The following is a 16773-nucleotide window of genomic DNA, read 5'->3' as shown; positions in this document are numbered from 1 at the left end:
GCCACAAGGAGACCGGGTTATGAAACTGTTTTGCAAAGCGGGTGCCTGTTCGCTCTCACCTCACATTGTCATGCGCGAATGCGGGCTCGACTTCACCCAGGTCAGCGTTGATCTGGCTACAAAGCTCACCGAACGCGGCGACGACTTTCGCCAGATCAATCCCAAAGGTCAGGTGCCCGCCCTGCAGCTCAGCGATGGCACCGTGCTGACGGAAGGTGTCGCCATTGTGCAGTACCTGGCGGATCTCAAACCCGATCGCCACCTGCTGGCACCGGTTGGCAGCCTGACGCGCTACCAGACCGTTGCGTGGCTCAGCTACGTTGGCAGCGAGCTACATAAAAGTTTCGGGCCGCTGTTCCGGCCGGGTTACTCTGACGAGGTAAAAGCGCAGACCCGCAGCCAGCTGGAAGCAAAATTTCGTTTTGTCGATGAATCACTGCGTGACAGACAGTGGCTGATGGGGCTGCACTTCAGCGTGGCCGATGCGTATCTCTTCGTGGTGACGCGCTGGGCAAACGCGCTGGGACTGGATCTGTCTGAGTATACGGCGCTGAAGGCGTGGTTTGAGCGGGTTGCAGAGCGGCCTGCGGTGCAGGCGGCACTCAGGGCCGAAGGATTAGCCTGAGTGAACAGGGCCGGATAACCGGCCCTGATGCGTTACAGCTTTTCAGCAGCAAAGTGCTGGGTAGGATGGGCGATGGCATCCTGTGCCGCCACCAGCTGCAGCTCATACTCACCCATCTGATGGGTTTTCAGCATCACCTCATAAACGGCAGCGGTGACGTGCTCCAGCGCATCCTGCAGCGATTTACCGTGCAGCAGATTAACCAGCAGCAGTCCGCTGGTCAGATCCCCCACGCCGACCGGCTGACGAACGCCAAAGTCCACAAGCGGACGGCTGATGTGCCAGGCATCCTCTGCCGTCACCAGCAGCATTTCAAATCGATCGCTGCGACGTCCCGCACGCGCCAGATGTTTCACCAGCACCACGCGCGGCCCCTGAGCGATCAGCGCCCGTGCTGCGTCCACCGCCGCGTCCACATCGGTGACGGTGCGTTCGCTCAGCATCTCCAGCTCCAGCAGGTTCGGTGCGATAATGTCGCTGGCCGGCATCGCCATTTTGCAGTGAAACTCGGCCACGCCCGGGGCGACGATACAGCCTTTCTCCGGATGGCCCATCACCGGATCGCAGAAGTACCAGGCGTTCGGGTTGGCCGCTTTGACCTGACGGACAATCTCCAGAATCTGCTCGCCCTGCTCCGCCGAGCCCAGATAGCCGCTCAGCACCGCGTCACAGGTCTTCAGACGGTCGATGTCCGCAATGCCTTTCACGATGTCGGTTAAGTGCGTAGCTGGCATCACCGTGCCGGTCCAGTGGCCATATTGCGTATGGTTGGAAAACTGCACGGTATTCAGCGGCCAGACGTTTGCACCCAGGCGGCGCATCGGAAACTCAGCCGCCGCATTCCCGGCGTGACCAAAAACAACGTGCGACTGAATCGCTAAAATATTTTTCACTTGTTTGCCCTGTCCTGCCTTGCCATAAAAAAGGGCCGGAGACCGGCCCTGAAATCTTACTGCCAGTTAATCAGGCAGTAATGTTTCTTACCGCGACGCAGCAGCGTGAAGCGGTTAAACAGTTTGTCACTGTCGCTGAAGCGGTATTCCGCGTCAGACTGCTTTTCACCGTTCAGAGAGACGGCGTTGGAGCCAATCATGGTACGAGCCTGACCGCGTGACGGCACCAGCTCCGCTTTCACCAGCGCCTGCTGCAGATCGTCTTCAGCGCTCAGGGTGATGGTTGGCATGCCATCCTGCGCCAGCTGCTCGAAATCTGCTTCGGTCATATCGCTCACGGCGCCGGAGAAAAGGCTGGCCGTGATGCGTTTCGCCGCCGACAGACCCGCTTCGCCATGCACCAGACGCGTAACCTGCTCAGCCAGCACATACTGCGCACGTGGCGCGGTGCCGCTGTTTTTGTCCTCTTCTTCCAGCGCGTTGATCTCTTCAATGCTCATGAAGGTGAAGAACTTCAGGAAGCGATAGACATCTGCGTCCGCGGTGTTGATCCAGAACTGATAGAACTTGTACGGACTGGTCTTCTTCGCATCCAGCCAGACTGCGCCGCCTTCGGTTTTACCGAACTTGGTGCCGTCAGACTTGGTGATCAGCGGCACGGTCAGGCCAAACACCTGGTTCTGATGCAGACGACGGGTCAGGTCGATACCGGAGGTGATGTTACCCCACTGATCCGATCCGCCAATCTGCAGCGAGACGCCGTGGCGCTCATTCAGGCAGGCAAAGTCATAGCCCTGCAGCAGATTGTAAGAGAACTCGGTAAAGGAGATGCCCTGATCGTCACGGTTCAGACGCTGCTTCACCGCTTCTTTGTTGATCATCTGATTGACGGAGAAGTGCTTGCCGATATCACGCAGGAAGGTCAGCACGTTCATGCTGCCAAACCAGTCGTAGTTATTGGCGGCGATTGCGCTGTTGCTGCCGCAATCGAAGTCGAGGAAGGGAGCCACCTGCTGGCGGATCTTTTCAACCCATTCACCGACGGTTTCGCTGGTATTAAGTTTACGCTCTGCGGCTTTGAAGCTCGGGTCGCCAATCAGGCCGGTTGCGCCACCGACCAGTGCCACCGGCTTGTGGCCGGCATACTGAAAACGCTTCAGGCAGAGCAGCGGTACCAGATGGCCCAAATGCAAGCTGTCGGCTGTGGGGTCAAAGCCGCAATAGAGCGAAATTGGCCCCTGCGCCAGTTTCTCTGTCAGCGCCTCTTCATCCGTCACCTGGGCGATAAGGCCCCTCTCCTGCAATTGTTGTATCAGGTTACTGCTGGTCATTACTGACTCCAAATTGATCAGACTGCACCTAGGCTGGTACACAGCTTTCCGCCGGGATGCGGAATCGAAAAAAATCAGGGCTATAGCATAAAGCGCTGACGCTCTCTGTGCCAGCGCTGATAGGGGGGAATCGTACAGATTCAGGGTGCCAGACGGTCGATTTTCCAGCCATCGTGATCGCGCTGGTAGATGAAACGATCGTGCAGGCGATGTTCGCCCCCCTGCCAGAACTCCAGCGTATGAAATTTCACCCGATAGCCGCCCCAGAAACTGGGCAGCGGCACGTCGCCCTGCTGGAACTTCTGCTTCAGCTCAAGGAACTTCCCTTCCAGAATGCCGCGCGCCGAAATACGGCTCGACTGCTTCGACACCCAGGCCCCGATCTGACTGTCACGCGGACGGCTGTGGAAATATTTCAGCACCTCCAGCGGCGAAAGTTTTTCCACTTCCCCCAGCACCATCACCTGACGCTCCAGGTAGTGCCACGGGAAGTGCAGGCAGATGCGCGGATTGTTTGCCAGCTGTAACGCCTTGCGGCTGCCGAGGTTGGTATAGAACACCATGCCCTGCGCATCGAAGTGCTTCAGCAGCACGATACGCTGCCACGGCTGGCCCTGTTCATCCACGGTTGCGACCGTCATGGCCGTCGGATCGGGCAGTTTTGCCTCGCAGGCCTGGCTCAGCCACTGTTCAAACAGAACGACGGGATCGTCCGGCAGATCCTTCCGGCGTAATCCGCCGCGGGTATACTCACGCCGCAGATGGGCAATGGTGTGTAGCGTTTCGCTGTCGCTCATAATGCTCGCCTTTTCAGATAAAGAGTCAGCTGGCAGGTTGCAGCTCACAATCGTTCACGACAATTTTATCGTTCCGTTCAATAAATGCGCCGTTGCCTTTAGACCAGAAAACATAGGTGCCATCGCTGTAACGGGCACCGGACGCCGATACGGTCTGCTTCAGCGTCAGCGGCTGGCCGTCCATAATGAAACTGACCTGCTGCTGACCCTCATCCAGCGTCACGGTCAGCGGCAGCGTCCCACAGCGATAGTGCAGCGTCTGCGGCGCTGGCGGCTGTTTATGCAACAGGCTGCAACCCGACAGCAGCAGCACAGCGGCAACGATTAATCCTTTCGACATAAGCGGGTCCCCTTCACAAGTGAAGCTGGCATTATAAGAAGGATTTGGCGTGAAGTAAGTGGGAATCCGCGCCAATCGGATGAATGGCGTCGGGCAGAGAGAATTATTGTCGCTTTTCAGGCGGTTGTCTGAATGCAGAGGTCGCGTTATCAGGCTACGCTCTATGCATCTTAAGCGAGGGAAACCAACATGAAATTTGATAACGAAGATGCATTCAAGCTGGCCGTGGCGTTTATGAATCACAAAGAGAATGCCACCATTGCCAGCAGCTACTTTAAGACCTTTATCGACACCTACCAGAAGTTTGACCGCTGGCTGAGCGCCTCCGATCCGGTCAGCGCCATGAAGGCGGAAAAAGCGGCCGCCAAAGCGGGCGAAGACTCTGTCCTCTGATAGCCTCTCTCTGGCCCGGGATCGCACCGGCTTCGGGCCACTCATCCTCCTCTGCAGGAGAGCTCTCCCCGGCGCCCGCGTTCCGCGCTGCGATCTATTCTCCTGCTGACGGTTCGGACGTTAACAAAATAGCGGCCCTTATCTCCGATCTTATTTTCGCCTTTGGCTTTGTGCTTATTGTGACGGGAGGCCAGCAGCGCAAAACGTCCGTGCCGACAATACAAAGTTGCAATAAATGCTATTTCCCGGACTCAGCGTCGGAAATAATCACAGCGACCACTGTTTTTGCTTAAAAAAAACGCAACGGAGCGGGTCAGGGCCAGCAAAATTTATAAAGGCGTCTATGCTGTAAACGTCTGGATATGAATTCATGGAGAACAAAAAATGAAAATGAAATCCCTGTCAGCTATCGCATTGCTGGCTCTCTCTTTAGGCACACTGGCAGGCTGCTCTTCAAATCAATCGATTAAGACCACTGATGGCCGCACCATCGTGACCGATGGTAAACCGCAGATTGATTCAGATACCGGTCTGGTTTCTTATCGCGATGCTCAGACAGGAAAAACTGAGCAAATCAATCGCAATGAGATCAGTAATATGAGTGAACTCGATAACTAATATAAGGTGAATAAGATGAAAAAAGCGCTGATTTTACCGCTCGCCGCATTGATTGGTATGACTGTATTAACTGGCTGCACCCGCACCAGCTATGCGATTCAGACTAACGATGGACGCACCATTATTAGTGATGGCAAACCGTCAGAATCTGATGCAGGCCTGCTGGCTTACACCGATGCAAACGGCGTGAAGCAACAGATTAATAAAGCCGACGTTAAAGCGGTTTCCGAAGTACCGAATAAATAACGCTCTCTGTGGAATAAAGCCGCCTTCGGGCGGCTTTATTCTGTCTGTCAGTCTTCCGCCTCTTTTTATAAACCCCCTCTCCTTTCTCTGTTGCTGAAACAGGCGCGCTTTAATGTGACCCTGTGCCTGGCCAGAGTCGCTGGCTTATCTGAATTTCAGGCATCTCCCTCTCTGTTTAATCGTCAAAATCGCTCAGTTATTTTATGAACAGACGTGTCTGGAATTTTTTATGCTGGAATATTAACAGGTTAGCGCTTCGCTTTGAGGTGCTGTTTATTTTGGGAAAAGACCGATCGTTTTGACCTGCTATTTCTGCTCTTTTAGTCAGAGACGCCTTTAACTAAACTGGCGCATGGCTCATTAATCAGGAGATGACATATGGTGTATTATGACAAAAACGTCGGTCATATGATTCTTGGTGAAGCGGCAATTAATCTGGCTTTTACAGAGCAGGAAATCACGCTCGTTTCACTGATTCGCCAGCTGGGTGAAATGGCCGAGCATGAGCGCAGTGATGAACGCGTCGCCCAGATTGCCGATGCGCGAAACTGGCTCAAAAGTTTCACCGAAGCCGCATCGCGCGACCGCGCCGAACTTAACTGGCTGGTTGAGACCGGACAGGCACCGGTTTTCCTGAAAGATTACCGCTAGCTATGCTGCAGGCCAGGCTGTCGGGTGCATTCAGTCTGCGCCCGCCTGCTGCTTTTGCACCCTGCGCCGGCTCCGCTCATCCTGTTTTTTACTCTGCCACTGTCAGCGCAGCCGTGCTGAATAAAAAGCAGGCGATTTCTGGCGAAATAGCTGTACAACACAGACAATATTGTATAACTTTGTACCTATTCGTTAGATGCTGAACTATCCGCCAGGAATCGACCCATGTACCCGAACCAGAGACTGCCACAAACGGCAGACGACATTGCCCGTTATTTTAATGCGGCAAGCCTGCCTTCACAGCAAGAGACGCTGGGACAGGTGGTGGTGGAAATTCTGAATGCCGGTCAGAACGTGAATCGCAAATCGATCTGCACCAAACTGCTGCGCCGCCTTGAAACAGCCTCTTCACAGGAAGAAGAGCGCCACTATCACGCGCTCATCAGCCTGCTGTTTGGCCGTTAATCGTCGGGGGCGTTTCAGCCCCCCGCGTGCCGGAGATGCTCCGGAGGGTGTCGCGTCACACAGCGGGCTCGCTGTTACCCCAGCACCTTCAATGCCAGTGCCAGCGTCTGCTGCTCATTGACCATATCGCCCACCTTGCCTGTCACCCGCATACCAAACGCAATGCAGAGAATCAGACCCGCTGCCGCTTCACTGTCCAGCGTGTTATCGATGGAGCCATCCCGTTGCCCCAGCTCCAGCAGTGAAACCAGGAAGCGCTGATTACGCTGCACAACTTCATTGATGCGCTGCGCCAGCGCCTCATCCATTGTCTGCAACGCAATGGCACTGGCGACAACCAGACAGCCGCGCCGTCCCTCCGTCGCCCGCGCCGAATCCAGATAGAACTGTAACAGCTCGGTGATCTTCTCCCGCCCGCTCACGCAGGGGGCCAGACGACGGCGCAGATCGGCATTGCGCAGCAGCAGATAGCGCTCGAAGACCAGCAGAAACAGAGAGCGTTTATCTTTAAACGCCTTATAGATACTGCCTGCAGAGAGGTTCATCGCCTCACTCAGATCGCCGATAGAGGCTGCATGGTACCCCTTTTGCCGGAAAACGATCATCGCGTGATCCAGAGCCTGTTCGATATCGAACTCTCTGGGCCGTCCCCGCTCTCTGCTTTTTTGCGCTGTCGCTGTCGTGATCATCATTACCGGCCTGAAGAGGTGCATTTCGGTCAAATCAACCGGGGATTCTAGCGCAGGCGCAGGCAACAAGTACAGATGGTCAGCACGACAGCGCATTATACGCCTCCAATGAAAAGCGCTAATGCTGCAGAAAATGAGGTGCATCAGCCGGTAATGGTCGTCACGGCAGCCATCAGGCTACGCCTGATGGCTGAAGATTAATCGCGTTTTTCCATCTTTATCCAGAACACCGTGATGCTCAGCAGTAAACAGATAAACGCACCGACGCTGAACAGCAGATCAACGGCCAGATTCAGGCTGGCGTGATCCACCACCGCACCTAACAGCACGGGCACCCAGTTGGCGATATAGGCAATGACGTAAAACAGTGAAATCAGTTTTGCGTGACTGGACGCTGGGGAGATCATATTGACCAGCGTCGCGCTTCCCACAAAAATCGCACCATAAGAATATCCGGCCACGAGCAGTCCGGCACATGCCCCTGTTAAAGAGTGAGTGCTGATAGCCCAGGTAAAAAACATGATAGAAATGACCTGCGTAAGACAGCCTGCCGCGAGAGAGGTGCGAGCGCTAATCCGGCGGCTTAAAATCTGGCTGATACCGGCGACCACCAAATAGACCGCTATTACATAGCCATACACACCCTGACGATGAATGTCGAGGAGATGCTCAGCGACCGCCGGTCCAATCGATAAAATGCTGGCGGCAAATGCCCAGCTCATAAACAACGCACCTGCACACAGAAAAAACCGTATACCCGCCGCTTTCAGTCCGGCTTTTAGTGCTGCATCCGCTGAGATGGCGGACGAGGATGAGACAACCCTGGGCTGGTCATGGTGATGCGCTGGCCAGCTCAGGCGCAATCCAGTAAGGGCGATCGCGGCCGTCATCATAATCAGTACAAACGGCAGCGTCTGGCTGTAGAAATCTGTCTGAATCGCCACGCCGCTGAAAACGGGCCCCAGCGCCAGACCGGTTGTGAAAGAGAGCGTTGCGATCAGAGCTGCAGCTTTACCACCATCTTTCGGGCCAAAACGCAGAAGAGCAATATTGGCTGCGCCGGTTAATGCTCCGGTTCCGAGGCCCGCCAGCAGACGTGCCATAAACAGACAGGCAAACGAGTCGGCCAGGGAAAACAGCAAGGCACCCGCAAAGACGGCCAGCAGCGCAGGCATCATCAGACTGCGCAGGTCAGCCACTTTACCGGCAAGATTTCCCACACTGAATAACGCAATTAAAACCCCTCCCGCATACGCGCCATAGATTATCGTCAGGCTGACAGCGGACAAACCCAACTGCTGCTGATAGAGAGGATAAAGCGGCGTTGGTGCACTGCTGTTTAATAAGGCAGCGACCAGCGCCAGTGCAATAAAGCATAAGGCTCGCATCTTTACAGTGGCGTGATGAGAACTATTCGCCATGAGGTTAACTTCTGACATGTTTAATATCCTGAGCGCATGCTTCATAAGCATGACCGGGTCATATTGACGTTCGGGCGTAATGAGAGGCGGGCATCATAGGGCCTGGCAGAGAACCGGTACATCCCCATAACTGCATCACAGGGCTTCAATAATGCTGCTTGTCACATCGGTCCAGGCATGCTCAGGCTTTAAGACTACGCAGCATGGGATAAACCTGTAGCCTGATGCCGTCGGGATACGAATGATGTCACAAACGTCACGCCGTACCGGCAGATTATTCTGCCGTTAAAAGATTGATATTGAATCCGTGAACATTGACACTTGCCGCGGTAAGAACGTGTCCATGTTAAGGAAGAAGGTAAGAGATGAACTGGGATGATGTCCGTTTTTTCCTCGCGCTGGCGAGACAAAAAACGTTGCGGGGTGCTTCAAAATCATTGAACGTCGACCAGGCGACAGTAGGACGACGTATTGCCGCATTTGAAAGCGCACTCGGTTCGCGGTTGTTTATACGCACGCCCCGGGCCTTTACGCTGAGTGAGTTTGGCGATCAGGTGATGACAGAAGCCACGGCTATGGAAAGTGCCATGCAGGCGATGAGTCGTAAAGCCGCCTGCGGCGATAACACCCTTGCAGGTAACGTGCGCATCGCCAGCACAGACACGCTTGCCACTGTATTTGTCATGCCTGCCATTCAACGTCTGCGCGAACAATATCCGGATATCACCGTAACCCTGCTGACCGGAATCGGTTTCTCCGATATCTCATACCGCGGCGCGGATATCGCCATTCGTGGTGCCCGTCCCGATTCAGAAGAGTTAATCGTTAAACGCCTGGCGAACATTGAGATGGGACTCTATGCCAGCCAGCGTTATCTGGATCGGTTCGGAGCACCGAATCGGGAACACGGATTAAGCGGTCATCAGCTGGTCATGTTTCCGGCAGACATGGTGCCACGTCATCGGCAAAACCTGTGTGGCTTTACAGTTAACAGTCATCAGGTCGTTTTGGAGTGCAACACGCAGTTGCTGATGCAGTCCGCTATTAAACGCGGGATTGGTATCGGTCTGCTTTCGACATTTTTAGCTAACAGCGATCCGGAATTAATCCCGGTTTTGCCTGAAAAACGCGACCCGGTTGATATCTGGCTGGTGCTCCATCCCGATTTGCAAAAAGTCGCACGCATCAGGGCTGTGATTACGGCGCTGGAGGACTGCTTTGCCGAAGAAATCAGGGCCAGAGACTAAGGGCATCAGATAAATATCAGGTACATACTACCAGGCACCTGAAATAAATCGGGTCGCGGGGTTATCCGACATTTTTGCCTGGCATTACGACGCGGACCGCATAACTAAACAGGAGAGTCTCTATTTAAGCGCCGCCACAGGCAGATCCGTTACCCGTGTGGTATAGGCAGGCGACAACATATCGCGCTTCATCGCCCAGGCTTTATTTACGCCCTGACCTGCAAACCACAGCTTCCCGCTACCGCGCGTGTTAATCCTGTCGATGAGCTGCATCAGCTCTTCACTATTTCGGCGTGGCTGATGTTCATCGAAGAGATCAAGCTGAGCCACTCCCTGACTGAAAAAATCCGTCAGCACAATCCCTGCCTTCATATAGCGATGGCCCTCAATCCAGATATTATCCAGACACGCCATCGCGACACGAATAATGTCGCGGGTGTCGTGAGTCGGGATTAGAAGCTGGGCGGTCGATTGGTTGCCATAAAAAGGCTCATCAGCGGCATGCGGGCTGGTGCGTACGAAGACCCCGACCTGACGACAATATTGCTTCTCGCGACGCAGCTTTTCTGCCGCACGCTCAGCATAGGCACAGACAGCTTCCCGCATCTGATGGTAATCGGAGATGCGGTAGCCGAATGAGCGTGAACACATAATCTGCTGCTTATCAGGCTCGTCCGGTTCCAGATCCAGACAGGATTCGCCGCGTAGCTCTCTGACGGTACGCTCCATTACCACACTGAATTGCCTGCGGATCAAATCGGTACTTTGATCCGCCAGATCTTTTGCCGTCATCACGCCCATCGCGTTGAGCCGTTTACTGATACGGTGCCCGACACCCCAGACGTCGGCGACATTAATCAGCGCCAGCAGCTTTCTCTGTCGTTCGGGGTTTGACAGATCAACAATCCCGCCGGTTTTTGTCCACTTTTTAGCCGCAAAATTTGCCAGTTTGGCCAGCGTCTTCGTCGGTGCTATGCCGACACCCACGGTCAGATGGGTCTCTTTACGTATCCGTTCTCTGACCTGTTGACCAAACGTCTCCAGCGCCACAGCGTTCTGCACGCCGGTGAGATCCATAAAGGCTTCATCAATCGAGTAGATCTCCACCGATGGGGCCATCTCTTCCAGTATGGTCATCACCCGATGGCTCATGTCAGCATAGAGCGCGTAATTTGAGCTGAAGACCTGTACCGCGTGACGCGTCAGCTCTTCACGCATTTTAAAATAGGGAGCGCCCATTTTAATGCCGAGTTTCTTTGCCTCAGCACTGCGTGCAATCACACAACCGTCGTTATTCGACAGCACGACAACCGGCTTGCCTTTCAGATCGGGCCGGAAAACTGTTTCACATGACGCGTAAAAGCAGTTCACATCCACCAGCGCAAACATGCTCAGTGCGTCGATTTAATCACAAAGGTGACGACGCCAAACACTTCCAGCACATTTTCAGTCTGGATGGCGATGGGCTTAAATTTGGTGTTCATCGGCATCAGTTGCAGGCAGGGATGAAGCTGCAGGCGTTTCACGGTAAATTCCCCGTCGACGGCGGCTACCACGATGTCCCCGTGCCCGGCGGTGAGAGAGCTGTCGACCACCAGCATGTCACCATCATTGATGCCCGCCTCTATCATCGATTCGCCGCTGACCCGGACAAAATAGGTGGCGCTGGGGTGCTGTACCATCAGGGTATTCAGATCGATACGCTGTTCAACATAGTCCTGCGCCGGGGAGGGAAATCCGCACGGGACACGTTCGATATAGAGCGGCAAGGCCATTGCGGCGCGTATGTCCGCAGGTTTGATAAATTCCATCATTGTTCTCCTCTTCCGGATTACTGTATATAAATACAGTAATATCGAATCCCCCTTTTAATCAAGCGAAACGAGGTGTTTTTAAGTAAAGCGCCTGACAACCACACACTTTTTTTAATCTTTCTTTCTGGCTGCCGCGATATTAAGCGAAATCAGATGATTTTCTCCGCAGCGATAAAATAACGCTGAGAGCGACTTACATTCATTCTTCTTATAAATTCACCCGCTGACTTTTTAACTTAAGCACAATCGGATCACGCCCGGCGGCCATTTAAACAGGCAACGCAGCCTGATTATTCCGCTTTTTTAAACGGCAACGCGCGACAGCCTTAATGCGGTGACGCTGGCTGAAGGACATTTATCGCAGGCAGAAAAAGAGAATGTTCAGCCGCGTGCGCTGAATCATTCCGGGAATGAAAAGAGGTCAGATAAGAGAGTGATCGTGCGCAAAAACAAGAAGAGCGGAGCGGTCGGGAGAAAGGAAATAAGCAGCGCACAGGCTCTGCCACGCTATTCAGTCTGAGCCGGGGGCGATGAGATAACCCCCTTTCCGGCAGTGCCCGACAGTGACCGTTCGCAGGCTGTGCGGGTCGCTGCCACCGCCCTGTTCTCTTCCGTCTCAGCGGCGGCGGTGGCCTCGCCGTCAGCGTTTAAACCGCGCTGTCGCTCTCCAGCGCATCCTGAATCGCGTCGGCCAGATTGCCAATTTCATTGGCCACTGCCTGCAGGTCCCAGGAGGCTTTAGAGCCGGTAGCCGAGGTCGAGGCGCTGACGGACTCTTTTGCCACTGACAGGGCAGCCGCCACGGCGACCGAACGTTTGTGTTGCTCCTGAGTGATGCCCGCAGGCGGTATCGCGAAATAGTCGTGAACCATGATCGTTTCCTTGTGATGAATTAGGGGTCAACCTTAGTCTTCTGCCTCCGGCGTGTGAAGTGAATTATGCGTCCTGACCGGCCGGACGGTCAGGATTCCAGCAGCCGCGTTGCACGCTGATCCTGTGCACCGCAGAAACCTGTACAGGCTGTACAGGTTTCTGGAGAAAAACGGCGTAAAAAAGGCAGCTGTAACGTTTTTACCGGGTGGCCGCAAAATAAATGGGTGCCTTGCCCTTCCCGTTACGCTGGCCGGGATGATAAAATAACCCACTGTATTTACTCACATAAAAGAAAAAAACCTGCCATTTCTCCGGAAAACTCAACCCACCAACACCTCCGACCAGTACACTTTTATCAGATTTCATTGTACAAGTTTCTCATTCTTGTATAACTTTACTGCGTGACGATAAATCACTTGTAACGAAGGGTGCTTTGCACCGCATCTGAAGGTGTTGTGGATTTCCACCTTCAGATGCAATTTTTTTTGCGTCTGCCGGTCACCGGATCTGAATCGACGCATCAACCCCCAATTTCTTATGAGGCCTGACATGCAACCTACGATGAATACAGAGTCTCAGATTTCTGATTACTTCATGAACTCTGGCAAGACACTGACGACTGAAAAACAGGTTATCGCGGCTGTCCATGCTGAACTCGCCCGTGCTAAAGCCCACGTTTCCGATAAAGATATCGTGCTGGGCCTGATTAACCGCCTGGAGAGTGAGCGTGACGTGGTTAAACAGGACGTTTACCGTCAGGCTCTCGAACATGTTCTGCAGCGTGCGCCGGCAGCCAGCGCCAGCTAAAAAACCTGTGTCTGTTACGATGGAACGCGAATTAGCATGGATGCGTTTCCTGTCCGGAATCTGCCCCTGATAAGGGGCTTTTTTTTGTCCTGCAAACCCCCTTTCCGTCCCGTCTTTTCCTCCCTGTTTTACAGCCAGATATCGTGCCAGATTTAACTATTTTTGCCGCTTATTTCACCACCAATTGCGGTTAATTGCTCTCGGTTCGCTTTATTTATCCGATATCTGTGTCCAGGCTTTTTCTGCATCTCCTGCAAACACAGACGAGGAAAATAATCATGTTTCATCATTCATCAAAACTTCAATTTCCGGTTCGTGTAGAGAAACCCGATCCAGAGTTTGCCATGCTGTTACAGCAGGCGATCGGCGGCGTCGAAGGTGAAATTCGTGTAGCGATGCAATACTTTTTCCAGGCAATGGGCGCACGCGGTGATGTGCGGATTCGCGATCTGCTGATCTCAACCGCCACCGAAGAGCTGAGCCATATCGAAATGCTGGGCTACGCCGTGGCGCTTAATCTGGAAGGTGCCCCCCTCTCTTACCAAGAGGCCTCCGCGAAAGATCCGGTGGTCAATGCGATTCTGGGTGGCATGAACCCGCGCCATATTCTCTCTTCCGGCCTGGCCGCAATGCCGGTGAACGCCAACGGGATGCCGTTCGACATGAGCCACATCTACGCCTCCGGTAACGTTGCGGCGGATATGCTGGCCAACGTCACCGCAGAGGCCACCGGTCGCGTGCTGGCTACCCGTCTCTACAACATGACCGAAGATAAAGGCATGAAGGATTTCCTCTCGTTCCTGATCGCCAGGGACACCATGCACCAGCAGCAGTGGCTGGCGGTGATTGAGGAGATGGGCGGACTGAACGCCTCGCTGCCGATCCCGAACAGCTTCCCGCAGGAAAATGAGGCGCAGGAACACTCCTACTACTGCCTGAACACCTCACTGGATAAACCGCTGCCGGAAGGCCGCTGGAGCAGCGGTCCGGCTTACGATGGTCAGGGTCAGTTCAGCGCGAAACAGCAGCCCGATATTCTGGGTGACGAACCGCTGCTCGGTAACGCCCGCCCGGGTTCCGGTGCCCAGGCCGAGCAGATTGACGGTATCACGCCGCCGAAACCTTAATCACTCATGCTGCACGCCTGTCGGGGAGTGACGCCCTGACAGGTTTCGCCCTTTTTACTGGAGGAATACCCATGTCATCCACTCAGCGTCCACAGCCGCCTTTCGCCGAACAGCAGCAGACGTGGCCAGGCAGCACTGCCGCGATGCAGCCGCAGCCCGATCATGGCGAAGAGAGCTATCAGGGATCAGGCCGCCTGACGGGTAAAAAAGCCATTATTACCGGTGGCGACTCCGGCATTGGCCGGGCTGTCGCCATTGCGTTTGCCCGCGAAGGTGCCGATGTGCTGATCTCCTATCTCGATGAACATGAAGATGCGCAGGATACGGCCCGGCTGGTGGAGGCCGCTGGTCGCAAAGCCGTGCTGGTGCCCGGCGATATTACCGAGGCGTCTCACTGTAACGCGCTGGTCGATCGGGCCGTAGAGGCGTTCGGGGAGGTTAACATTCTGGTCAACAACGCCGCCTTTCAGATGACGCGTATGTCGCTGGATGAGATCAGCGATGAAGAGTTTGACCGCACCATGAAAACCAACCTCTACGCGATGTTTTACCTGACCAAAGCCGCCACCCGGCATATGCCGGCGGGCGGGTCGATTATCAACACCGCCTCAATCAATGCCGATCAGCCAAAACCGAAGCTGCTCGCCTATTCGGCCACGAAAGCCGCCATCGTCAACTTCTCCGGTGGACTGGCCGCTCTGCTGGCTGAAAAAGGTATCCGCGCCAATGCGGTCGCGCCCGGCCCTATCTGGACGCCGCTGATCCCCTCAACCATGCCGGTTGAACAGGTGAAAAACTTTGGCAGTGAGGTGCCGCTGCAGCGGGCCGGTCAGCCTGCTGAGCTGGCACCTACCTATGTGATGCTGGCCAGTGACGAAGGCAGCTACATTTCAGGGACAACCATCGCCGTCACCGGCGGCGTGGCGATTATTTAACAGGACGATTCCCTGGCACACTCTGCCAGGGGATCGGCTATCCGCTGCTGCGCTATCGCCCAGGCGTAGAGCGGTTCCCGCGCCAGATTCTTCATTTTCACTTCGCACATAATGTCGAAATCCTGAAACGACAGCGCCCATCCATTCAGCGTCGGGTTAAAGAAGTAGTCAGAGTGCGCCCGCAGTTTGCTTTTGCTCACCCCCAGCGCCGCCTGATCGGGCCAGCCCTGCGGCGGAATGATCCCCTCCTGCGAAATCGAGTAGTGCAGCACCGGACGCACGCCGCGCCAGGAGTCGATGACGCGGGCAACACGAGGATCGTCTGGCTGAATAAATTCACTCTCTTTTACCCAGTGATGGTGAATATCCAGCACCACCGGACAGAGCGGTGCCGCCTGCAGCACGTCATCCAGCGAACAGGAGATCTCATCATTCTCCACCGTCAGCATCCGTTGCGCTTCCGGGCTGAGCTGCTCAAAGGCGCGTTTAAATCCGTCGAACCCCGCCTTGCCGTTCATATGGATGTTGATTTTGAAATCCTGAAACTGTTTGCCGTAGCCCATCAGCGTAGCGCAGAGCGTGTGATACTCCACATCCTCCAGCGCACGCGTCACCACATCGGGATTATCGGAGGCCAGCACGGTGTATTGGCCCGGATGGAAGGAGAGCCGGATATCGTTTGCCCGCGCCAGTTCACCACAGCGGGCAAACAGCGGATGGAGTTCGGGCAGAAACGCCGCAAACAGCGGTGTGGCTTCGGGCACGGTGTAAAGCGGCAGCAGATCGCTGCCGATACGCATCATCCGGAGAGGCGCGGGTAAGGTAGCCAGTTGCTCCAGCGTCTGATAAAGATGATTCAGATTGGTCACGCTGATCTCATGGAGCAGCTGATAACGTTCATCATGCGATAAACTCAGAAACCGTTTACGGGTGGTGGCGCGAAACGGGAAAAATTGTTTGCCATCACTGTTGAGATACTTACATGCAAAGCCTAATTTCATGACTGCTCCTGATTGATGCTTATCAGAAGTGTAACAGGCCTCTGGCGACCAGCCAGTCGCGGGGGCGCAGAGGCAGGCTATAGAGTGACAGGGAGAAACGCTATGCAGGGCCATGAAATCCAGCGCATCGCCATCGACGCAGCGGAGCGGCTGCCCGCCGCAGAATGCAGCTATCCGTTCGGGCCAAAACATCAGGTATATAAGGTGTGTGGAAAAGTGTTTTTGCTGCTGACCGAACTGCGCGGGGTGCCCATCATCACGCTGAAATGTGAGCCGCAGCAGGCGGAGCTGCACCGGGTCATCTACCCCTCTGTTACCCCCGGCTATCACATGAATAAGCGTCACTGGATCACGGTCTCGCCCGGTGACGGCCTCTCGCCCGGCCTGATTCAGCAACTGGTGGAGGAGGCTTATCGCCGGGTCGTGAGGAATATCCCCGCTTCGCGCCGCCCGGTCTGGGTGGGCTGACAGCGCAGCCACGGTTCAGGAGAAGGACGGCG

General features: G+C 54.8%; 21 protein-coding genes. 11 read left to right on the top strand and 10 right to left on the bottom strand.

Features of this window, described 5'->3' with window-relative positions; genetic code table 11:
• The first annotated feature begins 19 nt into the window (after positions 1-19).
• Positions 20-625 carry a glutathione transferase GstA gene (gene gstA / locus HFD97_RS04905; protein ID WP_009090361.1) on the top strand — a complete coding sequence of 202 codons (606 nt, stop codon included), beginning with the start codon at positions 20-22 and terminating at the stop codon, positions 623-625.
• A gap of 32 nt (positions 626-657) precedes the next feature.
• Here gstA and pdxY read toward each other — a convergent pair whose 3' ends face one another.
• The 4 genes from pdxY to HFD97_RS04885 all read right to left on the bottom strand — a co-directional run bounded on the left by pdxY (position 658) and on the right by HFD97_RS04885 (position 3986).
• Entirely contained in the window at positions 658-1518 is an 861-nt protein-coding gene (pdxY, locus tag HFD97_RS04900; RefSeq protein WP_009090363.1) for a pyridoxal kinase PdxY, read from the bottom strand.
• Positions 1519-1574: 56 nt separating this feature from the next.
• Entirely contained in the window at positions 1575-2849 is a 1275-nt protein-coding gene (gene tyrS, locus HFD97_RS04895; protein WP_167430880.1) for a tyrosine--tRNA ligase, read from the bottom strand.
• 140 nt (positions 2850-2989) lie between these two features.
• The gene (gene pdxH / locus HFD97_RS04890; protein WP_009090367.1) at positions 2990-3646 is read right to left on the bottom strand and encodes a pyridoxamine 5'-phosphate oxidase; all 657 of its coding nucleotides are present in this window, start codon (positions 3644-3646) and stop codon (positions 2990-2992) included.
• A 25-nt stretch (positions 3647-3671) separates the two neighbouring features.
• Positions 3672-3986, bottom strand: coding sequence for an MliC family protein (locus HFD97_RS04885; RefSeq protein ID WP_009090369.1), 315 nt, complete (start codon positions 3984-3986; stop codon positions 3672-3674).
• A 189-nt stretch (positions 3987-4175) separates the two neighbouring features.
• Between HFD97_RS04885 and HFD97_RS04880 the strand changes: the two genes are divergently transcribed.
• The 5 genes from HFD97_RS04880 to ycgZ all read left to right on the top strand — a co-directional run bounded on the left by HFD97_RS04880 (position 4176) and on the right by ycgZ (position 6359).
• Positions 4176-4379 (top strand): hypothetical protein, encoded by a 204-nt coding sequence (locus HFD97_RS04880; protein ID WP_009090370.1) that lies wholly within the window; start codon positions 4176-4178, stop codon positions 4377-4379.
• A gap of 384 nt (positions 4380-4763) precedes the next feature.
• A complete protein-coding gene (locus HFD97_RS04875; protein WP_009090372.1) occupies positions 4764-4997 on the top strand; it encodes a YgdI/YgdR family lipoprotein in 234 nt (77 codons plus the stop codon).
• A gap of 15 nt (positions 4998-5012) precedes the next feature.
• Positions 5013-5243, top strand: a complete 231-nt coding sequence (locus HFD97_RS04870; RefSeq protein WP_009090374.1) for a YgdI/YgdR family lipoprotein — start codon at positions 5013-5015, stop codon at positions 5241-5243.
• 378 nt (positions 5244-5621) lie between these two features.
• Positions 5622-5894 carry a hypothetical protein gene (locus tag HFD97_RS04865; protein ID WP_009090376.1) on the top strand — a complete coding sequence of 91 codons (273 nt, stop codon included), beginning with the start codon at positions 5622-5624 and terminating at the stop codon, positions 5892-5894.
• A gap of 225 nt (positions 5895-6119) precedes the next feature.
• Positions 6120-6359: a regulatory protein YcgZ gene (gene ycgZ, locus HFD97_RS04860; protein WP_009090377.1), complete on the top strand. Its 240-nt coding sequence runs from the start codon at positions 6120-6122 to the stop codon at positions 6357-6359.
• A 74-nt stretch (positions 6360-6433) separates the two neighbouring features.
• On the opposite strand, the gene HFD97_RS04855 is transcribed toward ycgZ, so the two are convergent.
• Together HFD97_RS04855 and HFD97_RS04850 are read right to left on the bottom strand one after the other, a co-directional pair.
• Positions 6434-7048: a TetR/AcrR family transcriptional regulator gene (locus HFD97_RS04855; protein ID WP_140925478.1), complete on the bottom strand. Its 615-nt coding sequence runs from the start codon at positions 7046-7048 to the stop codon at positions 6434-6436.
• A gap of 197 nt (positions 7049-7245) precedes the next feature.
• Positions 7246-8487, bottom strand: coding sequence for an MFS transporter (locus HFD97_RS04850; protein ID WP_167430881.1), 1242 nt, complete (start codon positions 8485-8487; stop codon positions 7246-7248).
• A 347-nt stretch (positions 8488-8834) separates the two neighbouring features.
• Here HFD97_RS04850 and HFD97_RS04845 point away from each other — a divergent pair, with 347 nt between their 5' ends.
• Positions 8835-9716, top strand: a complete 882-nt coding sequence (locus HFD97_RS04845; RefSeq protein WP_167430882.1) for a LysR family transcriptional regulator — start codon at positions 8835-8837, stop codon at positions 9714-9716.
• Between the two features lie 120 nt (positions 9717-9836).
• On the opposite strand, the gene umuC is transcribed toward HFD97_RS04845, so the two are convergent.
• The 3 genes from umuC to HFD97_RS04830 form a co-directional block, all read right to left on the bottom strand.
• The gene (gene umuC / locus HFD97_RS04840) at positions 9837-11105 is read right to left on the bottom strand and encodes a translesion error-prone DNA polymerase V subunit UmuC (protein WP_046101759.1); all 1269 of its coding nucleotides are present in this window, start codon (positions 11103-11105) and stop codon (positions 9837-9839) included.
• A gap of 2 nt (positions 11106-11107) precedes the next feature.
• On the bottom strand, positions 11108-11527 hold the full coding sequence (gene umuD, locus HFD97_RS04835) for a translesion error-prone DNA polymerase V autoproteolytic subunit (protein WP_167430883.1): 420 nt from the start codon (positions 11525-11527) through the stop codon (positions 11108-11110).
• Between the two features lie 650 nt (positions 11528-12177).
• Complete coding sequence (locus tag HFD97_RS04830) at positions 12178-12402, bottom strand: hypothetical protein (RefSeq protein ID WP_009090413.1); 225 nt, start codon at positions 12400-12402, stop codon at positions 12178-12180.
• Between the two features lie 562 nt (positions 12403-12964).
• Here HFD97_RS04830 and HFD97_RS04825 point away from each other — a divergent pair.
• The 3 genes from HFD97_RS04825 (at position 12965) to HFD97_RS04815 (ending at position 15272) form a co-directional block, all read left to right on the top strand.
• A complete protein-coding gene (locus tag HFD97_RS04825) occupies positions 12965-13210 on the top strand; it encodes a biofilm development regulator YmgB/AriR family protein (protein WP_244319719.1) in 246 nt (81 codons plus the stop codon).
• 278 nt (positions 13211-13488) lie between these two features.
• A complete protein-coding gene (locus HFD97_RS04820) occupies positions 13489-14337 on the top strand; it encodes a manganese catalase family protein (protein WP_009090415.1) in 849 nt (282 codons plus the stop codon).
• Positions 14338-14408: 71 nt separating this feature from the next.
• The gene (locus HFD97_RS04815; RefSeq protein WP_167430885.1) at positions 14409-15272 is read left to right on the top strand and encodes an SDR family oxidoreductase; all 864 of its coding nucleotides are present in this window, start codon (positions 14409-14411) and stop codon (positions 15270-15272) included.
• Here the strand turns inward: HFD97_RS04815 and HFD97_RS04810 are convergent.
• The gene (locus HFD97_RS04810) at positions 15269-16273 is read right to left on the bottom strand and encodes a UV damage endonuclease UvsE (RefSeq protein WP_167430886.1); all 1005 of its coding nucleotides are present in this window, start codon (positions 16271-16273) and stop codon (positions 15269-15271) included. The two genes, HFD97_RS04815 and HFD97_RS04810, sit on opposite strands and share 4 nt — an antisense overlap.
• Before the next feature lie 102 nt (positions 16274-16375).
• Here HFD97_RS04810 and HFD97_RS04805 point away from each other — a divergent pair, with 102 nt between their 5' ends.
• Positions 16376-16741 carry an MmcQ/YjbR family DNA-binding protein gene (locus HFD97_RS04805; RefSeq protein WP_046101754.1) on the top strand — a complete coding sequence of 122 codons (366 nt, stop codon included), beginning with the start codon at positions 16376-16378 and terminating at the stop codon, positions 16739-16741.
• The last annotated feature ends 32 nt before the right edge of the window (positions 16742-16773 follow it).

The sequence above is a fragment of the Pantoea sp. EKM103V genome (assembly GCF_011800365.1).
Classification (GTDB): Bacteria; Pseudomonadota; Gammaproteobacteria; order Enterobacterales; family Enterobacteriaceae; genus Pantoea; species Pantoea anthophila.
Note: the sequence above shows the minus strand (reverse complement) of the source record. Positions and strands in the feature narration are given on the sequence as shown.

Coding starts and splice junctions, on each gene's coding strand:
- gstA (WP_009090361.1), top strand. CDS start 20: ATGAAACTGTTTTGCAAAGCGGGTGCCTGTTCGCTCTCACCTCACATT.
- tyrS (WP_167430880.1), bottom strand. CDS start 2,849: ATGACCAGCAGTAACCTGATACAACAATTGCAGGAGAGGGGCCTTATC.
- pdxH (WP_009090367.1), bottom strand. CDS start 3,646: ATGAGCGACAGCGAAACGCTACACACCATTGCCCATCTGCGGCGTGAG.
- HFD97_RS04885 (WP_009090369.1), bottom strand. CDS start 3,986: ATGTCGAAAGGATTAATCGTTGCCGCTGTGCTGCTGCTGTCGGGTTGC.
- HFD97_RS04880 (WP_009090370.1), top strand. CDS start 4,176: ATGAAATTTGATAACGAAGATGCATTCAAGCTGGCCGTGGCGTTTATG.
- HFD97_RS04875 (WP_009090372.1), top strand. CDS start 4,764: ATGAAAATGAAATCCCTGTCAGCTATCGCATTGCTGGCTCTCTCTTTA.
- HFD97_RS04870 (WP_009090374.1), top strand. CDS start 5,013: ATGAAAAAAGCGCTGATTTTACCGCTCGCCGCATTGATTGGTATGACT.
- HFD97_RS04865 (WP_009090376.1), top strand. CDS start 5,622: ATGGTGTATTATGACAAAAACGTCGGTCATATGATTCTTGGTGAAGCG.
- ycgZ (WP_009090377.1), top strand. CDS start 6,120: ATGTACCCGAACCAGAGACTGCCACAAACGGCAGACGACATTGCCCGT.
- HFD97_RS04855 (WP_140925478.1), bottom strand. CDS start 7,048: ATGATCACGACAGCGACAGCGCAAAAAAGCAGAGAGCGGGGACGGCCC.
- HFD97_RS04850 (WP_167430881.1), bottom strand. CDS start 8,487: ATGTCAGAAGTTAACCTCATGGCGAATAGTTCTCATCACGCCACTGTA.
- HFD97_RS04845 (WP_167430882.1), top strand. CDS start 8,835: ATGAACTGGGATGATGTCCGTTTTTTCCTCGCGCTGGCGAGACAAAAA.
- umuC (WP_046101759.1), bottom strand. CDS start 11,105: ATGTTTGCGCTGGTGGATGTGAACTGCTTTTACGCGTCATGTGAAACA.
- umuD (WP_167430883.1), bottom strand. CDS start 11,527: ATGGAATTTATCAAACCTGCGGACATACGCGCCGCAATGGCCTTGCCG.
- HFD97_RS04830 (WP_009090413.1), bottom strand. CDS start 12,402: ATGGTTCACGACTATTTCGCGATACCGCCTGCGGGCATCACTCAGGAG.
- HFD97_RS04825 (WP_244319719.1), top strand. CDS start 12,965: ATGAATACAGAGTCTCAGATTTCTGATTACTTCATGAACTCTGGCAAG.
- HFD97_RS04820 (WP_009090415.1), top strand. CDS start 13,489: ATGTTTCATCATTCATCAAAACTTCAATTTCCGGTTCGTGTAGAGAAA.
- HFD97_RS04815 (WP_167430885.1), top strand. CDS start 14,409: ATGTCATCCACTCAGCGTCCACAGCCGCCTTTCGCCGAACAGCAGCAG.
- HFD97_RS04810 (WP_167430886.1), bottom strand. CDS start 16,273: ATGAAATTAGGCTTTGCATGTAAGTATCTCAACAGTGATGGCAAACAA.
- HFD97_RS04805 (WP_046101754.1), top strand. CDS start 16,376: ATGCAGGGCCATGAAATCCAGCGCATCGCCATCGACGCAGCGGAGCGG.